Here is a 16,029-nt window from a genome sequence, read left to right as displayed (position 1 = left end):
CTCCTTTTCAGTCTCACGGAAAATATTTTTTGCCCCTATTCTTCTCTGACTTGCCACCATGCCCCACTCCAACGAACCCTTCGTTTATCCTCCCACCCCCCAAGGGTCTCAAGTTGATGTCTATCACGGCGTTGAAGTCCCTGACCCTTACCGCTGGTTAGAAGACCCGGATTCCGAGGAAACTCAGGCATGGGTAGAAGCCCAAAACCAAGTCACTTTTCAGTTTCTCAATCAAATTGCGGTTCGCGATCGCCTGCAGCAACGCTTAACCCAGCTCTGGGACTATGAAAAATATGGCATTCCTTTTCGGGGTGGTGATGCCCAAAAGTACGGCGTCCCGGAGCGTTATTTCTACTTTAAGAATGATGGTCTGCAAAACCAGAGCGTCCTCTATACGCTGACCTCGCTTGATGCTGAACCTAGAGTTTTGCTAGACCCCAACAAGCTATCCGAAGACGGCACAGTGGCTCTTTCGGGGCTGGTGATTAGTGAAGACGCTAGGCTCATGGCTTATGGTCTCTCCACATCTGGGTCAGATTGGCAGGCATGGCAAGTTCGAGATATTGAAACGGGGCAAGACTTGAGCGATCGCCTAGAGTGGATTAAATTCTCTGGGGCTGCTTGGACTCATGACAACCAAGGTTTTTTCTACAGCCGCTACGACGAACCGAACGAAGCGACTAAGCTGGAAGCCATCAACTATTTTCAGAAGCTTTATTACCATCATTTAGGCACGCCTCAAGCTGAAGACCTGCTGATCTATCAGCGCTCTGATCAACCGGAGTGGGGCTTTAATGGCGGTGTCACCGAGGATGGTCGTTATTTAATCATCTCGGTTTGGCGCGGCACTGATCCGAAAAATCTAGTGTTCTATAAGGATTTGTCGGACCCTAATGCCGCTGTGGTTGAACTGATTTCTGAGTTTGAAGCTAGCTATAGCTTTATTGATAATGAAGGTTCAACCTTTTGGTTTCAGACTGATTTAGAGGCACCACGGGGTCGCGTAATCGCGATTGATATTCAGGCTCCAGACCGGGAAAATTGGCGGGAACTGATTCCCCAAGCGGTTGAAACCTTAGAAGGTGTGGGTCTACTCAATCATCAATTTGTGGCCTCCTACCTCAAAGACGCTCGCAGCCAAATCAAAATTTTTGACTTAGAGGGTGCCTTTGTTCGAGAAGTAGTACTCCCCGGAATTGGCTCAGCCGGGGGCTTTGGCGGACGACGAGAGGACACCGAAACGTTCTATAGCTTCACGAGCTTCACCACTCCGCCGACCATCTATCGCTACGACATGGTGAATGGGGAGAGCAGCGTTTTTCGGCAGCCAACTGTCGCCTTCAACCCTGACGAGTACGAAACCAAGCAGGTTTTTTACGCCAGTAAAGATGGGACTCAAGTGCCCATGTTTATTACTTATAAAAAAGGCTTGCAGCTAGACGGCAACAATCCCACTTACCTCTATGGCTATGGTGGCTTCAATGTGTCGCTGACACCTAGCTTCTCAGTTAGCAACTTGGTGTGGATGGAACTCGGCGGTGTGTATGCCATGCCGAATCTGCGCGGCGGCGGTGAGTATGGGGAGGAGTGGCATCAGGCAGGGACAAAGCTCAACAAGCAAAATGTGTTTGATGACTTTATTGCCGCAGCCGAGTGGTTGATTGCTAACCAATACACCGCTCCCAGCAAGTTAGCGATCGGCGGTGGGAGTAATGGTGGCTTGTTGGTCGGCGCTTGCATGACTCAACGCCCAGATTTATTTGCCGCAGCATTGCCCGCAGTTGGCGTGATGGATATGTTGCGGTTCCACAAGTTCACCATTGGCTGGGCTTGGACTTCGGACTATGGTTCTCCGGAAGAGTCAGAAGAGTTTAAGGCGCTTTACGGCTACTCACCGCTGCACAACCTGAAGCCAGGGACTGCTTATCCTGCCACTCTGATCACCACGGCGGACCATGACGATCGCGTGGTTCCTGCCCATAGCTTTAAGTTTGCCGCAGCGCTCCAAGCCGCCCACCAAGGTTCCGCTCCCGTCTTGATTCGGATCGAGACTAAAGCAGGGCATGGTGCAGGCAAACCTACTGCCAAAGTAATTGAGGAAGTGAGCGATCGCTGGGCTTTCTTAGTACAGATCCTTAACATTCCAATCGCCGCTGAAGGTTGAAGTTTCATCTTGAGGAAGAGTGACAAGCTCTCTCTAACGTGCGATCGCGGTTCTTCCTATTTACAGAACTCACCCCATAGGCACCCTCGTTAACATGTTTACAAAAGTTAAATATTTTAATGAGAGTGCCTTTATCATGCCTAATTTACTAGCAGCTACTCAAGACTATTGGCGCAAGTTAAACGAGCTACAAGCGGCTTACCAACGGGGAGAAGTGTCACTGCCCGAAGTAGATGCTAGGGTGGCCGAGCTGATGAGCGAGTTAGGGCAAGAGCGGCGGGCCGCGATCGCCTTCACGCTCGCAAATATGCGCCATTTGTGGCATCAGCAAAGAGAAATGATTATGGGCGTGAGTTTGCTGAGTGTGCTCACCTACGCTTGGGCAGTTATGCCTTAACTCAGGCAAAATCCTACAGCAGAAAAATTGAGTTTCCGGAACTTTTTGAGTTTAATTACGTCATCGTTTGGTAACGTCATAGCGGATCGCAACCTAAGTCGCCTGTGATCAACCGTTACGCTCCAAATTTGCGCTCCAGAACGGTTGTGCCTGCTATAGTTGGATGCGATCGCTCACCCAAGCGCGAGACAATTTATGAAACGATTTCTAGCTGCCCTTGCCTGCATTCCTCTCACTCTGACGGGTTCAGTTTTTGAACTTACGCCTGCTATTGCTGCCCCCACAGCCGCAGCTCAACAGGCGCAACAGCAACAAAGAGCTAAAGAACAAAGGGCTAAGGCTGCCAGTTATCGTCGTTACATGCGACTAGGGTACGCTGCGAATAAACAGCGAGACTACCAAACCGCCCAATCGAGTTTTCAAGCTGCGCTCAGAATCCGTCCTGGCGATCCTTATGCCACGAAAGCTCTACGTAACGTTAGAGGGTTTGTACGACGCAACGAGTTAATTAGGGCTGCTAACGTGGCGCGGCAAAAGCGTGCAGATGCCTTGGGCCAAACGTTACAACAAGCAACTGCAGGGCAAGATTGGCAATGTGCAGTGGCGGTGATCGATAATTTAACCCCTTTGTTGCCTGCCAATTCATTAAAACGAGCTGAACTGCTAGCTTATCGCAGTCGACTACAAGGGTTGATCGGGGCGGAAGCGAATGTCACCCGCTGGTCTACTATTTGTAGCCAAGCTAGTCTCACGGCTCAAGGCCGCTAAAGTTTCTAGTAGCGATCGCCCCTCCAGTAGGCTCGGAAAGTATAGGAAGCTCAGGAAGCGATCGCTCCATTCAGAAAAGTTTAGTCAAAGAATTAGCGGTACAAGCTGCCATCGGGCATGGTGGCTCCCACTAGAATTGCCTCATCTTCGTTGGTATCAGCGATATCTGCTCCTCGGAGGCTCGCTTCTGCCAGGTTAGTTTGCCACAGGTTTGCTTGCATCAGCTTAGCCCCCCAGAGGTAAGCGCGGTAAAAACTAGCTGCGGTTAAGTTGGCTTCGCAGAGATTCGCTGCATTCAGGTTTGCGCCCGTTAAGTCTGCTTCAGTCAAATCCGCAGCACTGAGGTCTGCTTTACTCAGAGTTGCTTCGCTTAAGTTGGCTCGGCGTAAATCGGCTTCGCTCAAATTAGCGGCATGTAAGTTCACTCGAATCAAACTCGCAACTCGTAATTGGGTTGCACTCAAGTTTGCAGCTGTGAGGGTGGCTCCATTCAGATTGGCTCCGCCTAGCTTGGCAGCACTTAAATTCACGCCATCTAAGTCAATCCCATTCAAATCCACACCATTCAAAAAGGCAGCACTGAGTTTGACGCCATTTAGTAACGCACCATTGAGAGAAGCGCCACTCAGCCGTGCCCCGGTCAAGTTAGCCCAGCTAAGATTTGCCTTGCTGAGATTAGCGGAGCGAAGATTGATATTTCGCAAATCGGCTCCACAGAGGTTTACTTCTTGTAAGTTAGCGGCTCGTAAGTTAACTGCTGCCAGGATTGCTCCGCTCACTTTAGCGCCTGTTAAGTCTGCTTTAACCAGAAACGCCCCCTTGAGATTGGCTTTGGTTAAGTCTGCATTCGTTAATCGGGTGTACCCCAGTTTGGCGAAACTCAAATCTGCTGAATAGAAAAATGCCCCATCTAAGTTTGCACCCGTCAAGGAAGCCCGACTCAAGTTGGCAGACGCAAACGAGGCACCTGTAAAGTTAGCACCTGCCAGATTTGCTCTTTCCAGGTTTACTCCAATCAGATTGAGGCCACTAAAGTCTCTTTCCCCTGCTGCATAACGTTTCAGTAATTCATCCGCATTCATACTATGGCCTCGCGATCGCTCTGGGCGGGTAATAGGTTTAAACTGCCCAAACCAAAAACAAGTTCAAAACGAATGTATCTATTGACACAAAGTGTTATACAGCTTCAACATCTTTGAGTGCTAGCTCACCTGAGTTTGAGCAAATTTTGAGCAAAGCTGTCTAACAAGGCTAGTGCCTGAAATCACTCAATTGTGTAAGTGATGCTGATCTGGCTTAAAACTCTTACCTCTGTAGAGGCCGCAGGATCGTAGGGAGGCGCACCTGTACTGGGAGGACTGAGAGGATTGGCAGGCCCCCCCACCTTAGAACCGCATTTAGAAAAAGCAGACGGCGATCCTAGGACAGGCAATTCTGTAATTTGCAAAACGGCTCCGAGCCGAACTCGCACCGCTGTTGCTAAAGCTCGCAGACGCTCTTGGGCATCGCTTAAAGCGGCTCGCCGGGAAGCATTTTCTAAAGGCTTACAGTTTTTGACAGCATACTCCGCCCCAATGCTTTGAACGGCAAGACGATTGGTCTTCTGGGCTGCATTGTTCGCGGTTAAAACCACTTCTTGGACCCGGGGACGAGTTGGCTTTTCGAGCAAAACAATTACGTCAGCGCTTTCGCTAGAAGTTACTTGCACTGTGACAGCCTCCGCTGGAACACCGATGGCTTGTAGCGCTGTGACTACAGGTTGTAGGACCGCAGGTTGTAGCGGTCGATTACCCACTGCCAACTGATTTGGCGCTCCTGCATCGGCACCAAACGGATTGCGAGTGATTACTTGAATCTCCAGCCGAGCTATATCTGCTGGAGCCGTTACCTGTCCTTGTCCCAACACTGTAATGTTGCGTGGAGCATTCACCAAAGGAGTGGCAGGATAGGCAACCTGAGCAATGGAGGTAGAAACTGCAAGTTGCGGTAAAGCTTTCAGCTCAATGGCCTTCACCTGGGGCGGAGGTAAGAGGAACGCTGACGAAAAAAGTGCTGCGATCGCGATCCCTTTCATGGGGGCAAGACTCCTGCTTCAAGCGTTTCACTTCTAACCGTTTGCTAGCTCACGATTTCTTCTACGCTGCCAGCAAGCGACCTCCACTGTTATAACCTTTCCGCTTTAGGAAACACCCAAAATACTACTGTTCAGTTAGGTAAATTGACTTAGCTACACTGAATTAACGCCTATTAGCACAAAGCTTTATCTAGTTGTGAATCGTGCCATCAGGCATCACGGCTCCACTCAAATTAGCGTTTTTTAGGTCTGTGTCAATTAACGTTGCCCGTCTCAGGTTGGCATCCATCAACATGGCATCTGTTAAGGTCGCTTCAGTTAAGTTTGTCCAGCTGAGGTTGGCGCGATACAAGTTAACGTTACTTAAGTTGGCACCCCGGAGAGTGGCCCAACTCAAGTTGGCATTTCTGAGGTTTGCCTGCTTCAGCTGGGCCACTCGAAGATTCGCTCCTGTCAAATCTGCTTTGCTCAAATTCACTTCACTAAGTTTTGCCGCGTCTAAAATGGCACCGGTCAAAATACTATGAGCGAGATTGGCACGGTCTAAGCAGGCACGACTGAGGTTGACGTGAGTCATGTTGGTATTGCTCAGGTTGGAGCCGTTGAGTGCTGCTTCCACTAGCTTGGTGCGGCTAAGATTCGCTTCATGCAAATCTGCCTCAATTAAGCTAGCGCCGCCCATATTGGCTTCACTCAAATTGGTATTTTGCAGAATGGCACCTCGAAAGTTGGCTTCACCCGACTGCGCTCCCTTCAAGCTAGCTTCGCGAAAGTTGACCCGAATCAAGTTGGCACCAATCAGAGTCGCATTCGTTAAGTTGGCTTGACTCAAATTCGCTCCTCCCAAGTTGGCACCACTTAAGTTGGCTTCGAATAAGTTCGCTCCTGTCAAATCTACCCCGCAAAGGTTGACCTCGCTCAAAGATGCTCGCATCAAGTTGACATCTTGAAAATTTCTTTCCCCTGCTGCATAACGTTTCAGCAGTTCAGCGGCATCCATAGGATTTCCTCTCGCAATTCTGTAAGTAAGCAAGTCAGCTAGGTGCACTCATCCATGAGTTTTTGCTCAAACCAGCTTAGGGTCAGGGCCTAACTCTAGGCAAATCCCGGTTTAGCTAGCGATCGCTGCTTGCTGATATAGCAGCTATTTACACTAGGCTGCCCTTCTAATCAGTAGAGCCTGACAAACTTTTATGCGTCTTAATAGTGATGAAATTAATTGATCCTACCTTCTTGGTTCGTGGTTACACACTACTTTCCGATTAGGCAGAGATCACACTTTTACTAACAATATTTGGCTTGAAATGAGATGAGTCTACTCTAAATTCATGAAGTTGGCATAATCCTTGCTACTGAGATCTCTTAATCAAGCTAGGTACCGGATCTGAAGGTTCTTTGGAGCTTGGTTAGGCGATCGCCAAAGTGCCGTCCCACCTAAGACGCAACTGACAGACTAGTGCTTGATCCATATTTCGACAGAGTTATTTATGGCTAGATTTACATAGTTTAACAAATAGTTAAAAAGCTAGTTAGTTTCTCGAAAGAAACCAAACTACAGCTAAAAAATCACTTGACTCAGCAACTGATTAAACGAGGTAACTGCAATGACAGAACAATTTAAGCAGGGCGATTCAGTGGAGTGGAAGACCTCTCAGGGGACAACCCAAGGTGAGGTCAAGCAAAAGCTTACTGCTCCAACTGAAATTAAAGGGCATCATGTTGCAGCTTCTCAAGAGCATCCTGAGTATTTAGTTGAAAGTGAAAAAACTGGCAAACAAGCGGCTCACAAACCCGAAGCCCTCAAAAAAGTGGAGGACTAAAAATGACTACAGATGCTAAATCAGTGGTTGAAGAGTTTAAGCAAACTGTCAATATGACGGCTCGCGAACTCAACACTTGGCTTCAAACCGAAGAGTCCAAAGCGGTAGGTCAGAAAGAATTAGGACATGAATCCATCGGCCATCAATCTGGTAAACACATCGTTGAGCTGCTCAGCAAATCCCAAGCAGACTACGACGAAGGTGATTTGTCCCAAATGAAGCGAGTGATCAGCTATGTCCACCGCCACTTAGCTCAACACCCATCTGGGAATATTGAGCAGACTCGCTGGCGTTACTCTCTAATGAACTGGGGCCATGATCCACTCAAGTAGGGGCGATCGCTTAGGTCGAGCTGGCCAAAACCTACTCATAGGTTCTACCGTTAGGCATGATGGCTCCGATTAAGCTAGTGTTACGGAAATTCACCTGATTGAGTTTGGCATCGATCAAAATCGCTTCTTGCAAATTACCTTCGCTGAGGTTGGCCCAACTCAGGTTGGCTCGGTAAAGATTGGCGCGACTCAAGTTGGCCCCTCGTAAGGTAGTCCAACTCAAATTCGCGCCTCTCAGATTTGCTCCTGACAAGTTTGCCTTGATCAAGGTGGCTCCGCTTAAGCGGGCACGGCTGAGGTGCGCCCCTTGCAGGTTAGCCAATTCTAAAATGGCTCCATTCATAATGGCGTTGGTGAGGTTAGCTAGCTCTAAGGCGGCCCCTTGCAAAATGGCATTGGTGAGATTGGCCGCTTCTAACATCGCTCCGTTGAGAATCGCATCAGTTAAGTTGGCCCGATTCAAAGCCGCCTCTGCCAATTTGGCTCGACTTAGATCAGCGCCGCGTAAGTTCGCTTCACTCAAACTCGCCTCACTGAAATCAGCCGCCACACAAATCGCGTTAGTGAGATTGGCCCCCCGCAGATTGGCAGTCTGCAACTTAGCTTCTCGTAAATCCACACCCGTGAGGTCAGCGCCTGTGAGATTTGCTTCTTGCAAGTTTGCTTGTAAATTCGCATTGCGAAGATTGGCTTCTCTCAGATTTGTGCCAATTAAGGAAGCACCCAGCAGCTTGGCACCGCTCAAATTAGCTCCTCGCAGATTCGCCTCACTTAGATCGGCTTTGACTAAATCTGCACCTGCTAAATTGGCACTGCGAAAATCTCGCTCGCCTGCTGCATACCGCTTGAGTAAATCCATAGGCACCCAGGTCATCTTAGTCCGCTTTTGCTGTCACTAGCTTTAGAGTGCCTTAATGGATACAAGGTGCATCATTCCTTTTAATTCTTAAGAGTTTAATTTTCCGAGCGATCGCCTCGTTCGCTACTTGTTTCGCCACTGGTGACGATGGCAATTAATCTTTTCTGAAAAGGGTCAGAGAAAAATCAGGCCAGCGATTTAGTCATTACTGTGAGGATAAACAACATCACCAATAGTCTTGCATTCTGACAAAATCAGAGAAAGCAATGAACCGAATCCTCACAGCTTTTACAGGAAAGAAGAATGCCTGATAACGTTAGAAGCCAAGTCGTAACTCAAGGTGTCCAGCGATCGCCTAATCGTGCCATGCTTCGGGCAGTTGGATTTGGCGATGATGACTTTACCAAACCCATTGTAGGGGTCGCTAACGGTTATAGCACGATTACCCCGTGCAATATGGGCCTAAACGATTTGGCAAAGCGGGCAGAAACAGGGGTGAAAATGGCTGGGGCGATGCCTCAGATGTTTGGCACCATTACTATTAGTGACGGTATTTCGATGGGAACTGAAGGGATGAAGTACTCCCTGGTTTCCCGCGAAGTGATCGCTGACTCGATTGAGACGGCCTGTATGGGCCAAAGCATGGATGGTGTGTTGGCCGTAGGCGGTTGTGACAAAAACATGCCCGGGGCCATGATTGCGATCGCCCGGATGAATATTCCGGCTGTTTTTGTTTACGGTGGCACGATTAAGCCAGGGCATCACAACGGCAAAGATCTAACCGTGGTTAGCGCCTTTGAAGCGGTGGGCGAGTACAGTGCTGGCAAGATCAGCCAAGACGAACTGCTAGAAGTAGAACGCAAAGCTTGCCCTGGTGCAGGTTCTTGCGGCGGTATGTATACCGCTAACACCATGTCTTCCGCGATCGAAGCGATGGGTATGAGCTTGATCTACTCCTCCACAATGGCGGCTGAAGATGCCGAGAAGGCGGAAAGTGCTGAAAAGTCAGCTTTTGTCTTGGTCGATGCCATTCGCAAGCAAATTTTGCCCAAGCAAATTCTCACTCGCAAAGCCTTTGAGAATGCGATCTCGGTAATCATGGCTGTAGGTGGTTCTACTAACGCGGTGCTGCACTTACTCGCGATCGCCCATGCCATCGGCGTTGAACTCACGATTGACGACTTTGAAACTATCCGGGGCCGTGTGCCCGTCTTGTGTGACCTCAAACCCTCTGGTCGATACGTCGCAACTGATTTGCACCAAGCGGGCGGCATTCCCCAAGTGATGAAAATGCTGCTGGAACATGGCCTGCTACATGGGGATGCGCTGACTGTGACTGGGCAAACTTTGGCTGAAGTCCTGGCTGAAATCCCGGCTGAACCTCGCGTTGACCAAGATGTGATACGTCCCTGGAACAATCCCATGTATCCTCAAGGCCACTTGGGTATCCTCAAAGGTAACTTAGCGACTGAAGGTTCTGTCGCGAAGCTAACTGGGGTGAAGAACCGCCGCATCACTGGCTCTGCACGGGTGTTTGAGTCGGAAGAAGAATGTTTGAAAGCGATTCTGGCGAAGCAAATCCAAGCAGGAGATGTGATTGTCATCCGCTACGAGGGTCCCAAAGGTGGTCCTGGGATGCGAGAAATGCTGGCTCCCACATCAGCCATTATCGGGGCTGGGTTGGGTGACTCGGTAGGTCTAATTACAGATGGTCGCTTCTCTGGTGGCACTTACGGGATGGTTGTGGGTCACGTTGCACCTGAGGCGGCTGTAGGAGGTGCGATCGCGCTGGTTCAAGAAGGCGACACTATTACCATTGATGCGGATGCGCGGCTGTTGCAGTTGAATGTGTCGGATGAGGAGTTGGCGCAGCGTCGGGCAAATTGGCAACCTTGTCCGCCTCGATATACGAAGGGGGTTTTAGCGAAGTATGCGAAGTTGGTGGCTTCGAGTAGTGTGGGTGCGGTGACTGATCTGAGTTTGTAGTTGTCTTTTCCCAGCTCTCTACATGACAGTAAATGCTTGGGGGCGCTTGCCCTCAAACCCCCGCTGAGGGACGGTTGCGTCCCTCAGGCTCCCTCCAAAAGTTTTTGAAGGGCTTTGAGCTTGAAAGTTGAATATCAGTCCAATGATCAAACTGTATCTATCTGTGTCGGTTTTCTAAGAATTTGGTTCATAGGTCCCCAGGTTATGGTCTCGGTTGGTAGCTTGGCAGGGTAAGGCGTCTTATTCAGTCGTATCTAAATAGAGTGATGACGATCAAAGTTGATGGTCTCAATCCTATTTCCAATACTTTGCGGGCTACAACGAACCAGGTTCTGACGCATGCTGAGCAGGCTAGAGTTAGAGCGGCAGATGCTGTGAGTGCTACAGCTCAACAAGCACAAATGTCTATCACTTATGCAGTTGAACAAGCCAAAAGCTCAGTAGAAGGCACAGTGCAGCAAACTGGGAGCTTGAGTAGTGGTATGGCTGACGCGATGCAAAATGCCTTGGGTGGGGCAATACAACAGTGGATGGCGGGACATCAGTTTTGGGCTTGGCTGATTCAGCATCCTTTGATCTCGGTTGGGTTGCTGCTGGTGTTGTTGGTACTGTTACAAGGATTGTTCAGTGCGATCGCCCAGTTAATTCAACGGGCAGGATTAGCTTTGCTGCGATCGCCTTGGCAGCTCAGCCAATGGTTGTTTGGTTTTAGTACTAAGTCATTTCAGGCAGCCCTGGCTTCGGGTCCAAAGCAAGAAGCTGAATCGAAGCAGCAAAGATTGACGGAAATTGTGAATCGGCTAGAAGTTCTCAAGCGGGAGCAGGATGCTCTATTGCAAGAAGTCAAAGCAATTGTGGCATCGGACTCTGCCACGCGCAAGGGTTAGGGCTTCTAGCGATCGCTTGCAACTAGCCACATTGGCTCTGCCGTTCGTAAGCTTCCCCTTTGCGAACATCTGCTGGGACGTAGACTGAGCCACCTCCGGAGTTACTGTTGATGTAGTTGCCACTGGCGGTGCGATTGCAGTTAAAGGCAGCCACCGTAGGTTGGGGCGATCGCTGCCCACACAAGTTTTCTAAGTTGATTAGTTGGTTACTGTCGGTTTCCATGTAGCAAACGGGAGTATCCGAGCTGAGATTGATCGTGGTTGCTGGACGAGGGGTGTCTACTTGAGCGATCGCTGGAGCACTGACCAGTAAAGCAGTTACAGCCGTAGCCAACCGAACAAACAATTTCTGCATAATGAATCCAAATGAAGGTGCAGGTAGGGGCGAATGGGGATTCGCCCTCACAATGTTGCACGTGGCAACTCAATCACTGTCTAGAGAAACCTGAGGAGCACAAATTGCGATCGCTGGTTATTTCACCGTCACTTGAGTGGGTTTATAGTCGGTGCCGAGTTTGTTGGCACAGAAACCCATCTCTAGGGTTTGGTTTGGCGCAATGACTCTGGCCCAATCTGGAGCCGTGGCGACATAACCTGTGCTTTGCTTCACCAAATTGCCATTCCAGCTATTAGCGATCGCGGCTTGATTCATTTGAAAAGTCACTTGCCAGTTAGAGCCACTATTCGTTGTGCCAGAGTTGGTCACACGAAGATTGGTACAAAAGCCAGAAGCCCAATCGGATTGCATAATCGCTTCTGCTTTTAGTGCAGTGGAAGTTGTAGGTGTGGGAGTAGGAGTTGGTGTTGGCGTAGGAGATGGACTTGGACTGGGAGCAGGAGCTGGGCTGGGGGTTGGGCTCGGACTGGGGCTGGGTACGGGAGTTGGACTAGGGGCAGGAGTTGGGCTGGGCGTAGGACTGGGAGTCGTACTGCCAATCTGATTGGTGGTAGAACCAACCACACCAGTGGCCAGTGAGAGCAACGAACCTAAAAGTTGTTGCTTAGCAGCATTAACAGTGCGCCAGTCATCTTGCAGAATGCCACCCGTATCACCACTGTTGGGGTTCCAGCTCCAGTAAGTAAAACTGAGATTTTTCTGGTTAATAAACTCAACAAATTTGCGTTGCCAAATCCCCTCTTTGGAGGTGCTATCGACTTGTCGCCCGCCAAACTCCCCAACCAAGATGGGCGCAATTCCTTGAGTGGCAATGTAGTGGAATCCAGTTTCCCAACGGGTTGGCAGGTTGTTGGGGAAAGTTGGATCAGAGAACCAAGCTTGGTTGAAAACACCAGGACCGTACTCGTGCGGAGAATAAACTAGCTTGTTGGCTACAGGTAAACGCACCGGGTTATTCTTCACGCCTTCTAAGTTAGCGCCCCACCAATGGTTGGCAAGTTGTTGCCCTGCCACGTTTTTCTCGACGCCCTCTACCACAATTAACCAATGGGGTGCGATCGCCTGAATCGCTTTACCCGCTCGTTCTGCCGCCAACCGCCAATCAGTTGCAGGGTCATTTGTGCCCCAGCTGGCCCGACCATGCGGTTCGTTTTTCAAGTCAGCACCAATCACGTTCGACTGGTTCTTGTAGCGAGTGGCTAACATTTTCCAAGTGTCGATCCAGTCCGCTTCGGTAAAACCATCGCCATACCAAAGTTCAGGGATTTGCTGATCGTTGAGTCGATGACTGTCGAGCAGCACTAGCAGTCCTTGACGGTTGGCTTCTTGAATCACCAAATCCATGATTTGCAAGGGAGTTTTGCCTTGCAGCTCGCGATTGCTGCCGATGCTGAAATCAACCCCTTGCACAGTGCTCGATCGCAACGATTGCACCGAGTAAGGTAGGCGAATTAGGTTATAACCCTGGCTTTTGATTTGAGCCAGCATTTCTTTGTAATCTCGCACCCACAAACCATGTGGTGCATGGGTTTCAGTTTCGATACCAAACCAGTTGATTCCTCGTAACAGGACTGGCTGACCGCTAGCATCCACAATCCGAGATCCTTTCGTAGATAGCGGCAGTTGAGCATTGGTGGCTGCATCGGCAACTTGCATTGCACCCGGTTGTAAGGTGAAACCAAGGACCGAAAGTACAAAGGCTCCTCGATAAAAGGACCGCCAAAAGCGAGCGGTGCGAGAACGCTGAGCCACAAGCTGGCTTTGAGCAGATTGCTGTTGCAGTGTCGTTTGACGTGCCATCTGATTGCCTCCTCTACGATGTCGCGTGGAGTTAGGCAAAGTTGAATTCCAAAGCAGTGTGAATGTTGTCAGCCCAAGTGACTGTCTGAGCAGGGCTCAGAGGGATATTTATTTAACTGGATAGAGAACAATGCCAAGACTAAAGCCAGCGGAAACAGTGTTTCCACAAAATGCAGAAAGGAAGACTGGTATAGCTGGTACAGCTAAGTTGAGTTGGGGCGATCGCCTTAATTTGAATGAGAAAAACTTAAACCAAAAATTCCATCAACAATCGAACATCATCAATTAGCGCTTAACCTTACGACTGGACTCGGATTATCTGCAATCGTTCGGCGCGAACGAGTAGACGTTATTGGTAACAGAATTCGTGTGATCAGAGATGATCATTACTTCAGAGCGCACACAACTGAGGGAAGGAAGGCCGTTGTTCTAGCGCAACGGCTTTCAAGATAACGGATATAGCTTCAGCACCCTGGTAATTCAGCACTATTCTGACTGATTTCACACTTTTTGGAGTCAACTTCACACTAACGACACAAATCTAAATTTTTGATAAAGCTATGTCATCCCTAAAATTACTTAGCCAATTAAAAATAGAACCGCAAACCAAGAATAATGAGTTGTAATTTTTTATACTATGGCGCTTCAAGCCTAAAGCTAGCGGCTTTTTCACCCTGTCGGCTGAGCTCGGTAGGTTCACGGTATAAAAATAATTTAAGTCTGGATTTTTTCTTGCCATCTGTTCCAGGCAAGTCTACGCTCTAAAAATGGTGCAAAGCCCAAATCAATGAGCCCATAGGAGATACAGACGATGAGTGATGCAATTCAGTGGACCACTGACGCAGAAGCCCGTCTCAAAGAAATTCCCTTCTTTGTTCGTCCAGCTGCCCGCAAAAAAATCGAGAAGTTTGCTCAAGAGGCAGGCATCAACCAAATCACGGTCGAAGTCTACGAGCAAGCCAAACAAAAATTTGGTTCCAATTAAGTAACTGCCCTGCTACCTGTGGGGCGATCAATTTCTGGATAAATGCTGTCAATAAATTCATCGGCTTTATATGAAGAGCTGATAAAAGCTAATAAAACGCATTAACTGCCACACTGTCTACAAAGCTTATTAGTGAGGGAAATAGTGTCAGCTTTGTATATTTTTCGGCCCGTAATCTAAAGATTCTTTTGAGCTGAATGCAATCTTTTGTTTGTATGTCATGGAAAAATGTTGACAGGTTAGTCGTTATACAGGCAGAGTGAGCTTGCTCAATTGTGGAGTTGAAAATGAACAAGTTTATGGCTCAGATTCTAGAGGTGACAGCTAATAGTCTTGCATCGAAAAAGCCCGAGAAGAATCCTGACGCGATCGCTACTAAATAGTACTAAGAACTTAAGTCTTCAATTCTTATTAAATAAGTTCACCCAGCTAGAGAGATTATCTTCGATAATCTCTCTAGCTGGGTGAACTGAGAACCATAAAGATTTTTACTTCAAAGCTCATTCCTCTGAAGCGATCGCAGTATTTGGTTGTACGCCTGGATTTAGGTACCTATACACTCAAGTATAGCGAGACTTTGAATTTTGACCTTTATATGTGCATATCACAAGGTGTTTAATTTCAAATGTTTTCGATAATGAATAGCCTGAATGCTGATCTTTCGTTTATATTTCACAGAAAAATGTTGACAGGTTAGCCGTTATACAGGCTGCGAAGAACTTGTTCAATTGTGGAGTTGAAAATGAACAAGTTTATGGCTCAGATTCTAGAGGTGGCAGCTAATGGCCTTGCATCGAAAAAGGCCGAGAAGAATTATGACGCGATCGCTCCCACTTTAGAGCCCAAACATTTACTTTCAAAGCAAGCATTGCCAACTGATAGAGAACTACAACTGGCCCAAAAGAAAGAGATTGGTCAAAGTTCTAAGCTTGGACTATTTGCTTGGCAGTCCATAACTGCTATCTGCATACTGTGGGTTTCTACACTTTTCTGTATTACAGCGATGCAAATGACTAGTGGTCGATTAATGATTAACCTAGAAGTCGAAAAAAGCAAAATAAAGCTGATAACAGATATAGATAAGCGAGAACGACACCTACCTGAAAAAGATATGACTCAGAACATCCCATCGTCTTACTAATAAGTAGTAGGTATTGCTGCGGCGTTTGAAGGGATGGTCTAGTAACGATCATCCCTTTGATTAGTACAAACAATCGCTCTCTGTTTCAAATATGAATAGTAATATGAGGAATTCTGAGTAGGGTTGACGTAGCAGTTAGATGAGGTGGATTAGATCTAGGTCTCACAGACCAACCAAAACGGGTAGACAAAGCCTGAATGTAACGCTTGGCTGTGTTAGTTTGCTTGTTTTGGCTAGTTTAATGATGCTGAGGTCTTTTGTGTCTAAGCTAAGACCGTTCCTCCCAGCCCTCGGTTTTCTCTGTGGCAGGACTTACGCAAGAGCCATCTGAACAGACGGATGCTTGAGTTGTGCAATCAAGTAGTCCGAGAGCATCCCATGCTTGACTTGATAGATGGTTTTGCTGCTCTGGTAAGCGA

Annotated in this window: 16 protein-coding genes; 10 read left to right on the top strand and 6 right to left on the bottom strand. The window is 48.4% G+C overall.

Annotated elements, in window-relative coordinates; all coding sequences use genetic code 11:
• The first annotated feature begins 58 nt into the window (after positions 1-58).
• The 3 genes from H6F72_RS06720 to H6F72_RS06710 all read left to right on the top strand — a co-directional run bounded on the left by H6F72_RS06720 (position 59) and on the right by H6F72_RS06710 (position 3,329).
• Positions 59-2,164, top strand: a complete 2,106-nt coding sequence (locus tag H6F72_RS06720; RefSeq protein ID WP_190433045.1) for a prolyl oligopeptidase family protein — start codon at positions 59-61, stop codon at positions 2,162-2,164.
• Between the two features lie 136 nt (positions 2,165-2,300).
• The gene (locus H6F72_RS06715) at positions 2,301-2,561 is read left to right on the top strand and encodes a hypothetical protein (RefSeq protein WP_242016824.1); all 261 of its coding nucleotides are present in this window, start codon (positions 2,301-2,303) and stop codon (positions 2,559-2,561) included.
• A 195-nt stretch (positions 2,562-2,756) separates the two neighbouring features.
• Positions 2,757-3,329, top strand: coding sequence for a hypothetical protein (locus tag H6F72_RS06710; protein ID WP_190433043.1), 573 nt, complete (start codon positions 2,757-2,759; stop codon positions 3,327-3,329).
• A 92-nt stretch (positions 3,330-3,421) separates the two neighbouring features.
• Here H6F72_RS06710 and H6F72_RS06705 read toward each other — a convergent pair whose 3' ends face one another.
• The 3 genes from H6F72_RS06705 to H6F72_RS06695 form a co-directional block, all read right to left on the bottom strand.
• Positions 3,422-4,411, bottom strand: a complete 990-nt coding sequence (locus H6F72_RS06705) for a pentapeptide repeat-containing protein (protein WP_190433041.1) — start codon at positions 4,409-4,411, stop codon at positions 3,422-3,424.
• Between the two features lie 182 nt (positions 4,412-4,593).
• Positions 4,594-5,403 carry an SIMPL domain-containing protein gene (locus H6F72_RS06700; protein ID WP_190433039.1) on the bottom strand — a complete coding sequence of 270 codons (810 nt, stop codon included), beginning with the start codon at positions 5,401-5,403 and terminating at the stop codon, positions 4,594-4,596.
• A gap of 190 nt (positions 5,404-5,593) precedes the next feature.
• Positions 5,594-6,403, bottom strand: coding sequence for a pentapeptide repeat-containing protein (locus tag H6F72_RS06695; protein ID WP_190433037.1), 810 nt, complete (start codon positions 6,401-6,403; stop codon positions 5,594-5,596).
• Positions 6,404-7,007: 604 nt separating this feature from the next.
• On the opposite strand from H6F72_RS06695, the gene H6F72_RS06690 reads away from it, so the two are divergent.
• Both H6F72_RS06690 and H6F72_RS06685 read left to right on the top strand, forming a co-directional pair.
• The gene (locus H6F72_RS06690) at positions 7,008-7,223 is read left to right on the top strand and encodes a DUF2945 domain-containing protein (protein ID WP_190433035.1); all 216 of its coding nucleotides are present in this window, start codon (positions 7,008-7,010) and stop codon (positions 7,221-7,223) included.
• A 2-nt stretch (positions 7,224-7,225) separates the two neighbouring features.
• Entirely contained in the window at positions 7,226-7,555 is a 330-nt protein-coding gene (locus H6F72_RS06685) for a DUF3140 domain-containing protein (RefSeq protein ID WP_190433033.1), read from the top strand.
• Positions 7,556-7,586: 31 nt separating this feature from the next.
• Here H6F72_RS06685 and H6F72_RS06680 read toward each other — a convergent pair whose 3' ends face one another.
• A complete protein-coding gene (locus H6F72_RS06680) occupies positions 7,587-8,429 on the bottom strand; it encodes a pentapeptide repeat-containing protein (protein WP_242016823.1) in 843 nt (280 codons plus the stop codon).
• 288 nt (positions 8,430-8,717) lie between these two features.
• Between H6F72_RS06680 and ilvD the strand changes: the two genes are divergently transcribed.
• Both ilvD and H6F72_RS06670 read left to right on the top strand, forming a co-directional pair.
• Positions 8,718-10,400, top strand: coding sequence for a dihydroxy-acid dehydratase (gene ilvD, locus H6F72_RS06675; RefSeq protein WP_190433032.1), 1,683 nt, complete (start codon positions 8,718-8,720; stop codon positions 10,398-10,400).
• 266 nt (positions 10,401-10,666) lie between these two features.
• Entirely contained in the window at positions 10,667-11,287 is a 621-nt protein-coding gene (locus H6F72_RS06670) for a hypothetical protein (protein WP_190433030.1), read from the top strand.
• Between the two features lie 22 nt (positions 11,288-11,309).
• Here the strand turns inward: H6F72_RS06670 and H6F72_RS06665 are convergent, their stop codons facing one another.
• Positions 11,310-11,642: a hypothetical protein gene (locus H6F72_RS06665; protein WP_190433028.1), complete on the bottom strand. Its 333-nt coding sequence runs from the start codon at positions 11,640-11,642 to the stop codon at positions 11,310-11,312.
• Between the two features lie 117 nt (positions 11,643-11,759).
• A complete protein-coding gene (locus H6F72_RS06660) occupies positions 11,760-13,484 on the bottom strand; it encodes a cellulase family glycosylhydrolase (RefSeq protein WP_190433025.1) in 1,725 nt (574 codons plus the stop codon).
• A 130-nt stretch (positions 13,485-13,614) separates the two neighbouring features.
• Between H6F72_RS06660 and H6F72_RS29955 the strand changes: the two genes are divergently transcribed.
• The 3 genes from H6F72_RS29955 (at position 13,615) to H6F72_RS06650 (ending at position 15,610) form a co-directional block, all read left to right on the top strand.
• A complete protein-coding gene (locus H6F72_RS29955) occupies positions 13,615-13,773 on the top strand; it encodes a hypothetical protein (protein WP_206755420.1) in 159 nt (52 codons plus the stop codon).
• Between the two features lie 522 nt (positions 13,774-14,295).
• The gene (locus tag H6F72_RS06655; protein WP_190433023.1) at positions 14,296-14,469 is read left to right on the top strand and encodes a PCP reductase family protein; all 174 of its coding nucleotides are present in this window, start codon (positions 14,296-14,298) and stop codon (positions 14,467-14,469) included.
• Positions 14,470-15,223: 754 nt separating this feature from the next.
• Positions 15,224-15,610 carry a hypothetical protein gene (locus tag H6F72_RS06650; protein ID WP_206755419.1) on the top strand — a complete coding sequence of 129 codons (387 nt, stop codon included), beginning with the start codon at positions 15,224-15,226 and terminating at the stop codon, positions 15,608-15,610.
• Positions 15,611-16,029: the final 419 nt, after the last annotated feature.

The sequence above is a fragment of the Trichocoleus sp. FACHB-46 genome (assembly GCF_014695385.1).
In the GTDB taxonomy this organism is placed as follows: Bacteria; Cyanobacteriota; Cyanobacteriia; order FACHB-46; family FACHB-46; genus Trichocoleus.
Note: the sequence above shows the minus strand (reverse complement) of the source record. Positions and strands in the feature narration are given on the sequence as shown.

Bases quoted from the DNA above. Each gene is read 5' to 3' on its own strand.
- H6F72_RS06650 (WP_206755419.1), top strand. From the start codon at position 15,224: ATGGCTCAGATTCTAGAGGTGGCAGCTAATGGCCTTGCATCGAAAAAG.
- H6F72_RS06655 (WP_190433023.1), top strand. From the start codon at position 14,296: ATGAGTGATGCAATTCAGTGGACCACTGACGCAGAAGCCCGTCTCAAA.
- H6F72_RS06690 (WP_190433035.1), top strand. From the start codon at position 7,008: ATGACAGAACAATTTAAGCAGGGCGATTCAGTGGAGTGGAAGACCTCT.
- H6F72_RS06710 (WP_190433043.1), top strand. From the start codon at position 2,757: ATGAAACGATTTCTAGCTGCCCTTGCCTGCATTCCTCTCACTCTGACG.
- H6F72_RS06660 (WP_190433025.1), bottom strand. From the start codon at position 13,484: ATGGCACGTCAAACGACACTGCAACAGCAATCTGCTCAAAGCCAGCTT.
- H6F72_RS29955 (WP_206755420.1), top strand. From the start codon at position 13,615: ATGCCAAGACTAAAGCCAGCGGAAACAGTGTTTCCACAAAATGCAGAA.
- H6F72_RS06670 (WP_190433030.1), top strand. From the start codon at position 10,667: ATGACGATCAAAGTTGATGGTCTCAATCCTATTTCCAATACTTTGCGG.
- H6F72_RS06695 (WP_190433037.1), bottom strand. From the start codon at position 6,403: ATGGATGCCGCTGAACTGCTGAAACGTTATGCAGCAGGGGAAAGAAAT.
- H6F72_RS06705 (WP_190433041.1), bottom strand. From the start codon at position 4,411: ATGAATGCGGATGAATTACTGAAACGTTATGCAGCAGGGGAAAGAGAC.
- H6F72_RS06720 (WP_190433045.1), top strand. From the start codon at position 59: ATGCCCCACTCCAACGAACCCTTCGTTTATCCTCCCACCCCCCAAGGG.
- H6F72_RS06685 (WP_190433033.1), top strand. From the start codon at position 7,226: ATGACTACAGATGCTAAATCAGTGGTTGAAGAGTTTAAGCAAACTGTC.
- ilvD (WP_190433032.1), top strand. From the start codon at position 8,718: ATGCCTGATAACGTTAGAAGCCAAGTCGTAACTCAAGGTGTCCAGCGA.
- H6F72_RS06715 (WP_242016824.1), top strand. From the start codon at position 2,301: ATGCCTAATTTACTAGCAGCTACTCAAGACTATTGGCGCAAGTTAAAC.
- H6F72_RS06680 (WP_242016823.1), bottom strand. From the start codon at position 8,429: ATGACCTGGGTGCCTATGGATTTACTCAAGCGGTATGCAGCAGGCGAG.
- H6F72_RS06700 (WP_190433039.1), bottom strand. From the start codon at position 5,403: ATGAAAGGGATCGCGATCGCAGCACTTTTTTCGTCAGCGTTCCTCTTA.
- H6F72_RS06665 (WP_190433028.1), bottom strand. From the start codon at position 11,642: ATGCAGAAATTGTTTGTTCGGTTGGCTACGGCTGTAACTGCTTTACTG.